The following is a 12,307-nucleotide window of genomic DNA, read 5'->3' as shown; positions in this document are numbered from 1 at the left end:
CGGCATCGTCGTGGGCCGGGTCGTCGTGCCGAAGACCTGCTCGGTCAGGCGGTCGAGGTCGCGGAAGGGATCGGTTCGCATCAGCATCACTGCCACCTCCAATGGTTCAAAGGTTCGGATCACAATATATGGACTTTGATCGGCATGTGATCTGCCTCTCAAGACACAGATATAATAGATCAGCACGGGTAGGTCAAGGCAAGAGGAATCAGGTGGTGGCATGGCCCGCAGGCGCGACTCATCCGACGGCGTGTACGCGATCTCGGTGGCCGCCGAGCTCTCGGGCTTGGGCCTGTCCAGCCTGCGCCTGTACGAACGCAAGGGCCTGCTTGCCCCGTCCCGCACCGGCGGCGGGACCCGCCGCTACAGCGAGGACGACATGGACCGGCTCGGCCGCATCAGCGAACTCGTCGAAGCCGGGCTGAACGTCGAAGGCATCCGCCTCGTCCTCGCCCTCGAGGACGAGAACGCCAGCCTCCGTGCCCAGCTCGCCGAAGCACGCCCCGCCACCGGCCGCTGACGGCAGCACGCCGGAACCTCCCTTCCAAGGGGAGCCCGCCCACCGAGAGGGAGCGACGGCCTGGGCTATCCCGGCTATAGCGATGATGGAGAAGGCCTGTTCGGGGACCCGCGATGGCCCGAAGGCCTATCGACGCCGTCGCAGCCGGGAAGCCTCAGGTTGAGCCCTTCCCGTCCAAGGCCGCACTGCCTGCCGGCAAGGCGCGAGTCAAATTCGCCGGGGGCACCGCCCCGGCTCCCGCCGCGGTTCAGCCGGGCAGGGGAAGAAGAGGTAGGTCTCGCCGGCAGGCAGCGCCGCGGACGGTCGTGCCCGGTTGGATCTGCGGCTTCTCCGGTCCAGTGTGGCGGGCGCACCGTCCTGGCCGTCCTACGGGGGCGCCAGGGAATAGACCCATGCGCGGACCGCCTGACATGGCGGGCACCGCACGGATGGCGCGCCGCCGTCCTCGCCGGCTACTGGCAGCTGACCGTCTGGTTGTTGACGACGAGAACACCGTTGGCGTTGACCGTGGCGGTGAACGCGGCGTGCATGGTCAGGGACTTGGAGGGATCCGAGATGCTCACTCCGTTGAAGTTGACCGTGGCATGCTGGACGCTGTTCTGGTTGTTGTCCTCGGAGCCGAACCACAGCTGGATGTGCCCGGCCCAGGTGCTCCACGATCCACCCCACAGGGTCTTCAAGGTGACGCTGCCCTCTTCGGTGGTGGTGAACCAGCTGTCGCCGGCATTGTTCACGGTCAGGTGCGCCACGACGTTGCCGGGGCCGGAGAATGGCGTGGTTCCGGGCCCGTCGCATGTGACAGGGATTGAATCGCTGATCTGGTTCGAGTGCCAAGTCTGGTCGGTCGTGGCGCTTGCCGGTGCCGCTGCCCCGGCCGCGATCGCAGCCGCCAGGAGGCCTGCAGCGCCCAGGCCGGCCATTGTTCTTGTGAGCATCTTGTCGCACATCCCTCGTGCGCCGGGACGCCCTGCACAGCAGCCGATAGGCACCGGCCGAGACCATTGTCCCGAGGTAATTCCATCGAGCGGCCCGGGGACGGCGAGCCGTCCGGGAGCCTCTCCTGAATACCCAGCTGCAGCGAATGTAGGACCGGGCCCCATGCCGCGTCAATGCCTCGACCGACGGATCGGGGACTGCTTCACGATTAGGTGACATCTGATCTGCGTCGATGTGTGTCGGCGCTGGAAGGATGTGCCCTATGCCGAAGGCGTCCCCAAGGAGTTCTGCGAAGACGTGATCAGGGTCTGCCGCGACTCCGGTGCTCCCGTCGCCCAGGTCGCGAAGGATTTTCGGCGTCTCCGGCCTGCGACGACAGCGTCGACGATCTTCGTGTGGCCCCTGTGCGAGTCTTCACGGCGGCCCGGGAGGTCGATGACGCGGTGCGAATACTTGACCATCATCGGCTCCAGGCTGCCGTATATCGTGGCGAGCAGTCCGTTCTTGGAGGCCTTCGCGATCGTCTGGTGCAGCTTGAAGTCGAGCTTGACGAATTCCTCGTTGGGGAGGTCCGGGTCGGCGCATCTGCTGAGGATGTCCTGGAGCTCTGAGGCGTACCCAGGCGTGATGCGCCGTGCTGCCAGGCCCGCGGCGTCCCTTTCCATCATCCGCCGCACCTCGAACAGTTCGGGGACGGTGAAGCCTTCGAACACCAGGAGGTCGGAGCCCGCCTGGGAGGCGACGGTGTTGCTGACGACGAAGACGCCCACGCCGTGGTTGCTGCTGACCAGGCCGCTGGCTTCGATGCTTCTGATGGCTTCGCGCATGGAGCTGCGGCTCACACCGAATTCCTCTGCGAGCACTCGCTCCGGCGGGAGCTTCTCGCCGACGGCGTAGACGCCCTTGGTGATGAGCTGGGTCAGCTGGGCGGCTACCGAGTCGGAGACCCGGAGCCGCTCCACGCGTTCGATCCTGCTGGCAGTCTCGGCCATCGTTCTTCCTTCCCCTGACGGGTGTGAGTGACTCTTGAATGATGCTGGTCAGGTGGTCCGATCTCCAGCGCATTGGCTGCGTGATTTCTTCACGCGGCCGCCGTCTGCGCCGCTCGGCTCGGCATGCCGCCGAGCCCGCGGGCAGTTCAAGCCGAGCCACCCGGGGTCACCGGGTGGTCCTTCGGCTGGAACTGCGGCTAGATGGCCTTTCCGGGGTTCAGGATTCCGGAGGGGTCCAAGGCGGCTTTGATGGCGTGCTGGAGGGAGCGGGAGGTCTCGCCGAGTTCTTCACCGACCCATTCGCGCTTGAGCAGTCCCACGCCGTGCTCGCCGGTGAGCGTGCCGCCGAGGCGCTGGGCGAGGCGGAACATGTCCCGGAGGGCAGACTTGGCGGGTCCGTCGGTGATCGACTCGTGGGGGTTCACGACGATCATGGGGTGGAGGTTGCCGTCCGCGGCGTGGGCGACGCTGAAGATCCGCACGCCGGTTCGGGCCGCGGTGTCCGCGAGGCCGGCGAAGGCCTCGGCGAGGCGGTTCCGCGGGACGGCGATGTCGCCGATCGAGACGCGGCCGAGCTTTTCGAGGGCTGGGATCGCGTCGCGCCGGGCCTTGACGAGGGCCTCGGCCTCCTCGGTGCTCCCTGCACGGTGTGTCGAGGTGGCGTACGGGTTGATGGCCCCTTCGATTTCGTCGAGCTCGAGGTGGGCGCCGTAGCCGTCGGTCTGCGCGAGGAGGAAGGCTCCACCGAGTTCGCGGTGGCGGCTGCCCTCGGCCTGATCGACGGCCTCGAGCGTTGGGCCGTCCATGAGCTCGAGGATAGAGGGCTGGATCCGCGCGGCCGTGATCGCTGAGGCCGCACGGCCCGCCGCTTCGATGTCGGGGAAGTACGCGGCGAGGGTCTCGGTGCGCACGGGGCGTGGCCGCAGGCGCAGCGTCGCTTCGACGACGATTCCGAGGGTTCCCTCGGAGCCGATGAAGAGGGCGTTGAGGTCATAGCCGGTGACTCCCTTGATGGTCGTCCGGCCGGTGCGGAGGATGCGGCCGTCGGCGAGGACGACGCGGAGTCCGAGCACGGATTCCCGTGTGACGCCGTACTTCGCGCACCACATGCCGCCGGCATTGGTGGCGATGTTGCCGCCGATCGAGCAGATTGCCGTGCTTGCCGGATCGGGGGCGTAGAAGAGCCCGTGCTCGGCGGCGGCGGCGTTGACTTCGGCGTTGAGCACGCCGGGTTCGACGACTGCTGTCATCTCCACGGGGTCGATGGCCAGAATGCGGTTCATGCCCGAGACATCCACCACGACCTGACCGGCGTGGGCGCTGGCGCCGGCGGCCAAGCCGGTTCCTGCGCCACGCGGGACCACCGGGACGCCGTGGGCGTGGGCGAGGCGGAGTGCCTCGACGACGTCATCGGCGCTTTGGGCAAGGACCACCCCGTCGGGAAGCGTGGGCGGGATGTAGCCCGACCGGTCGGTGGCAGCGGCTGCGCGTGCGTCGGCATCGGACGTGTAACGCGGGTGGGCCGCGAGCGTTGCCGCAGCGTCTGCAGTGACGCTGGAAGTGTCCGAGGGGGTCTTGATGGGCATTGCGGAGCCTTTCGGGCGGTCGTTTCGAGGGTCGAGCGAGTTGGTCGGGGCGGTCACGGCACCATCCAGGCAAGGACCGAGGTCTGCAGGAGGACGAGCACGGTCAGCACCACGAGGAGACCGATGCTCCAGCCGAGGAGCCTGCGGAACAGGGTGCTTTCCAGCCCGTCGATTCCCACGGCGGCTGCAGCCACGGCCAGGTTCTGGAGGGAGAGCATCTTGCCGAGGACGCCGGCGGAGGAGTTCGTCGCGGCCATGAGCACCGGTGAGAGTCCCGCGTGCGAGGCAGCGGTCACTTGGAGCTGGCCGAAGAGCGAGTTCGAGGACGTGTCCGAGCCTGTGAGCGCGACGCCGATCCAGCCGAGGACGGGTGAGAGGAGGGCGAAGATCCCTCCGGCCGAGGCGAGCGCCACACCCAGAGTGCCTGTCTCGCCCGAGAGGTTCATGACGAACGAGAGGGCAAGGACGGAGCACACGGTCAGGATCGTCCACCGGAGCATCGCCAGAGTCTGGCCGTAGATCCTGACGCCGGAACGGAAGGGGATCCGGTAGAGGGCAAGGGTGATGAGCCCGGAGATGAGGAGGAGCGTGCCGGTCGCTTTGAGGTGGTCGAAGCGCATGGTCTGGGACGGGACGGGCTTGCCGTTCGTGCCGACGACGTCGAGCCACGGCCAGCGGAACGAGAAGCCGCCAGTGTCGGTCAGCCAGGCCTTGACGGCCGGAATCTGGGAGAAGGAGAAGACCGCGATGATCACGAGGTACGGTGCGATCGCCATCCAGATCTCCCGAGGCGATGGGCGCGCGGGGGCGCCCTCTTCCCCTTCTGCTGCCACGCTCGATCCGGTCGACCCACCCGTGCCGGTGGCCCTCCCGCCTTCGCCCGCGGTCCCAACTCGGGTGCGCGCGCCCATGGCTTCGGTGCTCACCGCGATGGCCTCGGCCTCGCGGACGACGGCGGTCGCGTCCCCGGCGCCAGGCGTCGCGGCGGTGGGCGTCCACACGCGCAGCAGCAGCAGGACGGCGGCGATGGCGACAATGCTTGCCAGGACGTCGGTGAGCTCGACGGTGAAGAAGTTCGACGTGAGGAACTGGACGATGGCGAACACCGTGCCGCCAAGGACGGCCGCGGGCCACGTCTGGCGGACGCCGCGCCTGCCGTCGACGATGAACACGAGCAGGAGCGGGACTATCAGTGCAAGGAAAGGCGTCTGACGCCCCGCCATGGCCGAGATCGTCGCGAGGGGGATTCCAGTGACGCCACTGAGGGCGATGACCGGCGATCCCATGGCCCCGAAGGCCACCGGGGCCGTGTTGGCCAGAAGCGAGACCGCGGCCGACTTGAGCGGCTTCATTCCCGCGGCCATCAGCATGGCCGACGTGATCGCGACGGGCGCGCCGAATCCGGCGAGGGCTTCGAGGAGCGCGCCGAAGCAGAAGGCGATCAGGATCGTCAGGATGCGGTGGTCGTTCGAGATCGAGCGGATCGTCGCGCCGAGCACCTCGAACCAGCGCGTCTCGGTGGTCAGCCGGTACACCCATAGGGCGTTGATGAGGATCCAGAGGATTGGGAAGAAGCCGTAGAACGCCCCCTCGGCGGTTGCGCTGAGGGTCTGGTCCAGCGGCATCCGCCACACGGTGGCAGCCAGGACGATCGAGAGGACGAGGCTTGCGACGGCGGCCTTCCACGCCTTGGTGCGGAAGACGCCGAGCATGATGAACAGCAGGATGAGAGGCAGAGCTGCGAGCAGGGCGGCCAGTGCGAGTGAACCGCCCAGAGGGTCGACGAGCTGGTGGAAAGTGGGCACAGAGACTCCCTTGTCTGTGTTCTTGCGGCCGTTGTGGAAGGCCGCTTCCAGAAGGCGGAACGGTCCTCGCCGAGGAGTCTAGGTGTGCGATAGGTCACCGTCAATGGTCAGTCCACAATGGTCAGTCCACATCTCCGATTCGCAGACGGGTGGTCGGTCCACACGTTGACACGGCCTGGACGTCACGGATAGCTTTTGTCATTCGAGATGTCTTTTTTGCATTACGGAAACTAGAGGAGGTGGGCTCATGCAGGAACGGGTCGAGATGAACGGGCTCAGCGTGGCCGGGGGGCTCTACGCCTTCGTCCGGGACGAGGCGCTGCCGGGTACGGGGATCCGGGAGGAGGACTTCTGGGCGGGTGCTGCGCGGCTCATCGAGGAGTTCTACCCGCAGGTGCGCGAGCTGCTGGCGGTACGGGATCGGCTTCAGGAGCAGATCGACGAGTTCCACCGCTCCGCCGGCGCTGGCGGGGTGGACCCGGAGGCGTACGAGGCCTTCCTGCGCTCGATCGGCTACCTCGAGGACGAGCCCGGGGACTTCACGATCACGACCGACCGCGTCGACGCGGAGGTCGCCACCGTCTCCGGACCCCAGCTGGTGGTCCCGCTCCTGAACGCCCGCTTCGCGGCGAACGCAGCCAACGCCCGCTGGGGCTCGCTCTACGACGCGCTCTACGGCACCGACGTCATCGACGAGGCGGAGGGGCGCGAGCGCACCGGCGCCTACAACCCCGTCCGGGGCGCTGCCGTCGTGGCCCGCGGACGGCAGTTCCTCGACGAGCACACGCCTCTCGCCAGCGGCTCCCACACGGACGTCACCGCCTACCACATTGCCGACGGCACACTCGTCGCCGAAACGCCGTCCGGGCCCGTCGGGCTCGCCGAGCCCGACCTCTTCGCGGGCTACCGCGGGTCGCCCGCGGAGCCCGAGGCCGTGTTGCTCGTGCACCACGGCCTCCACGTCGAGATCCAGATCGACCGCAGCCACCCGATCGGGTCCGGCGACGCGGCCGGCGTGAAGGACATCGTGCTCGAATCCGCTGTTACGACGATCATGGACCTCGAGGACTCGGTCGCGGCCGTCGACGCCGAGGACAAGGTGCTGGGCTACCGCAACTGGCTCCAGCTCATGCAGGGCACCTTGACTGCCGAGATCGAGAAGGGCGGACGCACCCACACCCGCCGGCTGAACCCCGACCGCCTCTACACAGCCCCCGACGGCTCCGAGCTGACCCTGCAGGGCCGCTCGCTGCTGCTCGTCCGCCAGGTGGGTCACCTCATGACCAGCGACGCAATCCTCGACGTCGCCGGGAACCCCGTGCCGGAGGAGATCCTCGACGCCCTGCTCACCGGCCTCGGCTCCGTGCACGACCTGCGCGGCCCCCACGCCGGACGCAACTCGCGGACCGGTTCGGTGTACATCGTCAAGCCAAAGATGCACGGCCCCCGCGAGGTCGCCGTGGCCTGCTCGCTGCTCGCCGGCGCCGAGTCCGTGCTCGGCCTGGACCCGCTCACCCTCAAGATCGGGATCATGGACGAGGAACGCCGCACCTCGGCGAACCTCAAGGCGTGCATCTGGGAGGCAGGCGATCGGGTGGTCTTCATCAACACCGGCTTCCTGGACCGGACGGGCGACGAGATCCACACCTCGATGCTCGCAGGCCCCATGGTGCGCAAGGCGGACATGCGCTCCACCAGCTGGATCAAGGCCTACGAGGACGCCAACGTCGACATCGGGCTCGAGTGCGGGTTCCGCGGCCGGGCCCAGATCGGCAAGGGCATGTGGGCCGCCCCGGACAATCTCGCGGAGATGCTCGCCCAGAAGATCGCCCACCCGCTCGCCGGCGCCAACTGCGCCTGGGTCCCCTCGCCCACCGCAGCGACCCTGCACGCCATCCACTACCACCGGGTTGACGTGGACGCCCAGCAGGCAGAGCTCGGCCAAGCACGGCGCTCCACCCTGCGGCAGCTGCTCACCATCCCGGTCGGCGACCCCTCCGCATGGGACGCCGAAGCCCGGCGCAACGAGCTGGACAACAACATCCAGAGCACCCTGGGCTATGTGGTGCGCTGGGTCAACGCCGGGATCGGCTGCTCCAAGGTCCCCGACATCCACGGCACCGCGCTGATGGAGGACCGTGCCACCTGCCGGATCAGCTCCCAGCACGTCTCCAATTGGCTCCTCCACGGCGTCATCACCCAGGATCAGATGGAGGACTCGCTGCGGCGCATGGCCGCCGTCGTCGACGGGCAGAACGCCTCCGACCCGGACTACCTGCCGATGTCTCCGGCGTTCGACACTGAGGCCTTCCTAGCCGCCCGGGAGCTCGTGCTCGAGGGGGCCCGCCAGCCCTCCGGCTACACCGAGCCCATCCTGCACCGGCGCCGTGAAGCCCAGAAGCACAGCGACGACCTTGCAAGGAGCGCATCATGAGCATCGACCTCGCCACGGCCCAGTCCATCATCTCCGAGGCCCTGGCAGCAGGCCAGCAGCACGGCTTCAAGCCCCTGGCCGCCGTCGTGCTCGATGCGGGAGGCCACGTCGTCGCCGCCGCACGGCAGGACGGCGCCTCGAACAACCGCTTCGAGATCGCGCACGGCAAGGCCTACGGGGCACTCGCCCTCGGGATGGGCTCACGAGCCCTGATGGAGCGCGCCGAGCAGCAGGCCTACTTCATCACCGCAGCGGCCGCCGCCCTGGGCGGCCGCCTCATCCCAGTCCCCGGTGGGGTGCTCGTCCGCGGCGAGGACGGCACGGTCCAAGGCGCCGTCGGCATCAGCGGCGACAGCTCGGACAACGACGAGACCGCCGCGTCCAAGGCCATACAGGCCGCAGGTCTCACAGCCCAGATCGCCTAGCCCACTGAAGAAACGCCCCTGCACTGCCCCAGCGCTTGAAGGCCACACCTTCGAGGGCTGGGGGCGGGTGCATTCACATGGCCTGACCGTAGAACCATTCGATGTGCTCGCGGACAAGAAGGGCTGCCTTGGCCCCGTCGCGCGCCTCGACGGCCTCGAAGATGCCATGGTGGTGCGCGCGGAGCACATGCACCATGTCGTCCCAGGTGCCGCGCCGGGTCACCGCGTCGCTGATGTAATCGCGGATTGCCTCGCGCATCGACTCCATCATGGTGCTCACGACGACGTTGCCAGCCAAGGTGCTGAGCGCAACATGGAACTGGGCGTCGAGGAGGGTGAAGATCTGCGAGGGCATGGCGTCGTCGTCCATCGCCTGGAGCAGCCGGCGTGCGTCATCGAGCTGCTCGGCCGTCCACGGCGCGGCCGCAGCATGTTCGAGCGCCCACGTCTCTGTCATGATCCGGGCTTCGACGATGTCCTTGAGGGGGAGCTGGTGGCTTGCGACGTGCATGCGCAGCGCTACGCCAAGGGCCGAGGACGGGTCAGAGACGACGATGGTGCCCGAATGCGGCCCGGACCCCGTCGCTGCACGCACCACGCCCATCACCTCGAGAGATCGGATGGCGTTCCGCACGGACGCCCTGGAGATTCCGAACTGCTCGGCCAGGGCCCGTTCGCCCGGCAGCCTGTCACCCAGCTTGATGGCACCAGAGCGCAGACTGTCCTCGATGTGGCGCAGCACCGCGTCGTGCGCCCGGCCCTCGGTCAGTTCACCCATGCATCCATCTTGCCCCACGCGAACCCGAACACGGCTCCCACGCCCTCGGCCTCAGCGCCCGAATCCTGCCTCGAACTCGGTCCCTGGGGCAGGATCGGCGGCGCCAAGGAGGACCGCAGCAGGCGCAGGGCGGCCAAGGCTGGAAGCCTGTTCCCGGTACCCTGCCTGACGCCCAAAGGCCACAGGGTAGTCTGCCCGCCCCGGGGCCCCTCGATCAGGATGCCCCGCAGTCCGCCCTCGAGCCGGCTGTAGGCAGCCGGTCCGGGTCTTCGTCGCATTCTCCTGGTCCTCGCGGTCCTGCTTGGGCTCCTGTACTTCCTCGTCTTTAACTCCTGGTACCACCGAACGCTTTGACGGGCCGCGCCGGGACCACGCTGGAAGGCCCTGCCCCGGGGCCCGGAGTGACCCGTCACCAAAATGAGCGTTGGCCCTCTTGAGTCACCGCCGGGCCGTCCAATAGACGTCGTGGACGACGGAGACGACGTAGTCGGGGAAGTCGACGTAGAGTCCCAGCCCGTAGTAGCCGTCGATGGCGTCGCTGGCCGCCGCGTCGAAGATCTCGAAATAGTGGATCTCCCCGCTGAAGTGGGTGGCGTCGACGGCGGCGAGCGTTGGGTACCCCCGAATGGGAATCTTCGGCAATTCCGCGTCCCCAGCATCCGACAAGCGCGACCCGGCGGTTCCGCCGACGATCGTCGGCCGCCAGGACGTCACTTGGGAGGTCGACAAGACCCTGAAGATCCTCGGCCCGTACCCGATAGGTCCCGAAGCGCACCGGCAGAGGATCCGGCTGTGGGAGAAGATCTTCGGCTACGGGTCATGGCACGAACCTGTGGACCTCGATGACGTCTACCTGCCCGGGACGCCCAAGCCACCACCCGCCCCAACTCGGGCGGCTGGCCGCGAGCCGGAACAGCGGATGGTCTTCAACCCGCCGCCGGGCTGGCCGAAGATGCCGCCTGGCTGGATGCCGTCGAACGGGTGGACGCCGGATCCGTCGTGGCCGGCCCTGCCGCCTGGCTGGAAGCTCTCCGTCTCGGCGGGCCTGCTCATGGTGCCCCTGGACCTCAGCGAGAACGTCAGCTTCGGTCCACCCGCAAGCGTCACCGCTTCCCGGATCGGGGACGCGGTCAGGGGAGCGGCAGACGCCTTGGCGTGGAACGTGTGCCGGGTCGCGTCCGAGCGAAAGGAAGCCGTCCCGGGCGTGCTCCTAGCGATGTCCGATCATCTCGAGCAGGCCGTCGACATCTCTCTGCTCGAAGTCGGGCGCCGCGAGCCCACGACCGGGATCATCGCCGAGCTTGCCGGGCGCCTCGGGCTCGCACCCCAGACGCTCGAGGCGTGGAACCGGACAGCCACCCCCGAGGTGGCTGCGTACGTCCACGCGGGCCTTGCCGCACGGCAGGCCTGGGACCTGCGCGACGACCCCGAGTCCGCCCGGCAGGCGGCCGCGGCGGCACGGTACGCCCACGCCGCGGGCAAGCCGGCTGTGTGGTGGGAGATGGCCTACCTGCGAGCCGAGAGCCTGCTGAGGCAAGGCGACCTTTCACAGGCCGCCACCATCGCCCAGGACATCCTCGCACACCCCCTCACCGATGCCTCGGACGCCCTCGCGGCGCGTGTCCGCCAGCTGCTCTCCGCGCTCTGCCTCGGGGAGCCCGCCTCGGCCGCCGACCACGCCCGCGCAACCGTCCTGGCCAGCGCACCACTGCCCCCGGGTCCCCCTGACGGTCGCGGCCCCGATCTCCCTCATAGCCGCCCAAGCCGAATCAGGCCAGCTCGACGTGGCGTGCGCTGGCCATCTCGGGCACCTGTGACCTCATCTGCGGTTGATTTGCGGCGTCCGTACACCATCCACTGCGAATGTGAGCGATTGTCGGCAGGGGTTCTTGGGCGTCGGCCTCGCCTCACGATGATCATGCCGACGCTGAAGGCGCCCATCGATGCTGCTTGCTGTGAGCGCCTCGTCGATGAAGGCCGCGGCTGCGGCGTTGGCGAGACCGCCGTCGACCGCGACCCCGCGCGTGATGGAGAGTGTCCCGGCCACGGACGTGTGGACATGGCTGTACAGCCATCCGCGAACGCCTGCGAGCAGGTCCTCGCCGTTTGATCCGGCGACGTCGATGACGACGACGTCGGGCTCGAGGAAGCTGACGAGCGCAGTGAGACCAGACCCCAGGCTGCGTCCGATCTGACGGGAAAGGGCTGTGCCGCGACCGCCGGGTCCAGCCGATTGCAGGTTCGAGGCCAGGCCTTTGAGGCAGGAGGTGCTTCCGCATGAGCACTCGACTCCGGATTCGCCGGCGAGCGGCGCGTGGCCGAGGTCGTCGGTCGACCACAGGACGTGTCTCTCGGCCACGAGCGTGCATGCGGTCGTCCGCCCCACGGCGCAGTACAGCACGCGGCGGTCCGAGCCGAATCGCTGCGCCTGCGCAATGGCCGACGCCTCGGTCCTGCCGTAGGCGCGAACGGTGAGTCCATGGTGCGCACCCGAGGAGAGCTCGCCGCCGCCGTGAGCGATGAGTCCTAGGCCTAGGAGATGGACGGCACCCTGTGAAGCGACACTCCGCGCCGTCTCCACTAGCGTGGATGGGCCCTCATCGCCGCCGACTTCGGCCCAGCCGAGACAGCTGCCGCCGACGTCGTAGACGCCCACCCGCGCGCCGTCGCCTGCGGGTGCGGCCCCTGCCACTGCGAGGGCAGTGGGCGCGAAGGCGAAGAGTGCAGCGCGGCGCCCGCCCGTCGAGGGCGCCTCTTTGACGGGCGCGATGAGTGCCAGGCTGCGGAGCTCGTCGAGGCGTTCAGACGCCGCGGTGCGGGAGAGGCCGGTC

General features: G+C 68.5%; 10 protein-coding genes. 4 read left to right on the top strand and 6 right to left on the bottom strand.

The genetic code is table 11. The features are described 5' to 3' along the window. Window positions 1–220: 220 nt before the first annotated feature. Window positions 221–520: a MerR family transcriptional regulator gene (locus tag ACLN58_RS00965; RefSeq protein WP_415853404.1), complete on the top strand. Its 300-nt coding sequence runs from the start codon at window positions 221–223 to the stop codon at window positions 518–520. 452 nt (window positions 521–972) lie between these two features. Here the strand turns inward: ACLN58_RS00965 and ACLN58_RS00960 are convergent, their stop codons facing one another. The 4 genes from ACLN58_RS00960 to ACLN58_RS00945 all read right to left on the bottom strand — a co-directional run bounded on the left by ACLN58_RS00960 (window position 973) and on the right by ACLN58_RS00945 (window position 5,839). Continuing rightward, window positions 973–1,455 carry a hypothetical protein gene (locus ACLN58_RS00960; RefSeq protein WP_415853403.1) on the bottom strand — a complete coding sequence of 161 codons (483 nt, stop codon included), beginning with the start codon at window positions 1,453–1,455 and terminating at the stop codon, window positions 973–975. A 261-nt stretch (window positions 1,456–1,716) separates the two neighbouring features. After that, on the bottom strand, window positions 1,717–2,448 hold the full coding sequence (locus ACLN58_RS00955) for a FadR/GntR family transcriptional regulator (protein WP_415853402.1): 732 nt from the start codon (window positions 2,446–2,448) through the stop codon (window positions 1,717–1,719). Between the two features lie 197 nt (window positions 2,449–2,645). Further along, window positions 2,646–4,034 carry an FAD-binding oxidoreductase gene (locus ACLN58_RS00950; RefSeq protein ID WP_415853401.1) on the bottom strand — a complete coding sequence of 463 codons (1,389 nt, stop codon included), beginning with the start codon at window positions 4,032–4,034 and terminating at the stop codon, window positions 2,646–2,648. 53 nt (window positions 4,035–4,087) lie between these two features. Next, window positions 4,088–5,839 carry an L-lactate permease gene (locus ACLN58_RS00945; RefSeq protein WP_415853400.1) on the bottom strand — a complete coding sequence of 584 codons (1,752 nt, stop codon included), beginning with the start codon at window positions 5,837–5,839 and terminating at the stop codon, window positions 4,088–4,090. A 247-nt stretch (window positions 5,840–6,086) separates the two neighbouring features. On the opposite strand from ACLN58_RS00945, the gene ACLN58_RS00940 reads away from it, so the two are divergent. Together ACLN58_RS00940 and ACLN58_RS00935 are read left to right on the top strand one after the other, a co-directional pair. After that, complete coding sequence (locus ACLN58_RS00940) at window positions 6,087–8,273, top strand: malate synthase G (RefSeq protein WP_415853399.1); 2,187 nt, start codon at window positions 6,087–6,089, stop codon at window positions 8,271–8,273. Further along, window positions 8,270–8,698 (top strand): GlcG/HbpS family heme-binding protein, encoded by a 429-nt coding sequence (locus tag ACLN58_RS00935; RefSeq protein ID WP_415853398.1) that lies wholly within the window; start codon window positions 8,270–8,272, stop codon window positions 8,696–8,698. The genes ACLN58_RS00940 and ACLN58_RS00935 overlap by 4 nt, the downstream gene beginning before the upstream one ends. A 73-nt stretch (window positions 8,699–8,771) precedes the next feature. Here the strand turns inward: ACLN58_RS00935 and ACLN58_RS00930 are convergent, their stop codons facing one another. Together ACLN58_RS00930 and ACLN58_RS00925 are read right to left on the bottom strand one after the other, a co-directional pair. Further along, window positions 8,772–9,476 carry a FadR/GntR family transcriptional regulator gene (locus ACLN58_RS00930; RefSeq protein WP_415853397.1) on the bottom strand — a complete coding sequence of 235 codons (705 nt, stop codon included), beginning with the start codon at window positions 9,474–9,476 and terminating at the stop codon, window positions 8,772–8,774. A gap of 438 nt (window positions 9,477–9,914) precedes the next feature. Then, complete coding sequence (locus ACLN58_RS00925; RefSeq protein ID WP_415853396.1) at window positions 9,915–10,118, bottom strand: hypothetical protein; 204 nt, start codon at window positions 10,116–10,118, stop codon at window positions 9,915–9,917. Here ACLN58_RS00925 and ACLN58_RS00920 point away from each other — a divergent pair. Further along, on the top strand, window positions 10,102–11,586 hold the full coding sequence (locus tag ACLN58_RS00920; protein ID WP_415853395.1) for a hypothetical protein: 1,485 nt from the start codon (window positions 10,102–10,104) through the stop codon (window positions 11,584–11,586). The two genes, ACLN58_RS00925 and ACLN58_RS00920, sit on opposite strands and share 17 nt — an antisense overlap. Window positions 11,587–12,307 lie beyond the last annotated feature (721 nt).

Source organism: Sinomonas sp. G460-2, from assembly GCF_047759905.1.
GTDB lineage: Bacteria > Actinomycetota > Actinomycetes > Actinomycetales > Micrococcaceae > Sinomonas.
This window is presented reverse-complemented; position numbering and strand designations above follow the sequence as displayed.

Excerpts from the sequence above, each read along its gene's own strand:
- ACLN58_RS00965 (WP_415853404.1), top strand. The coding sequence starts at position 221 with ATGGCCCGCAGGCGCGACTCATCCGACGGCGTGTACGCGATCTCGGTG.
- ACLN58_RS00960 (WP_415853403.1), bottom strand. The coding sequence starts at position 1,455 with ATGCTCACAAGAACAATGGCCGGCCTGGGCGCTGCAGGCCTCCTGGCG.
- ACLN58_RS00955 (WP_415853402.1), bottom strand. The coding sequence starts at position 2,448 with ATGGCCGAGACTGCCAGCAGGATCGAACGCGTGGAGCGGCTCCGGGTC.
- ACLN58_RS00950 (WP_415853401.1), bottom strand. The coding sequence starts at position 4,034 with ATGCCCATCAAGACCCCCTCGGACACTTCCAGCGTCACTGCAGACGCT.
- ACLN58_RS00940 (WP_415853399.1), top strand. The coding sequence starts at position 6,087 with ATGCAGGAACGGGTCGAGATGAACGGGCTCAGCGTGGCCGGGGGGCTC.
- ACLN58_RS00935 (WP_415853398.1), top strand. The coding sequence starts at position 8,270 with ATGAGCATCGACCTCGCCACGGCCCAGTCCATCATCTCCGAGGCCCTG.
- ACLN58_RS00930 (WP_415853397.1), bottom strand. The coding sequence starts at position 9,476 with ATGGGTGAACTGACCGAGGGCCGGGCGCACGACGCGGTGCTGCGCCAC.
- ACLN58_RS00920 (WP_415853395.1), top strand. The coding sequence starts at position 10,102 with ATGGGAATCTTCGGCAATTCCGCGTCCCCAGCATCCGACAAGCGCGAC.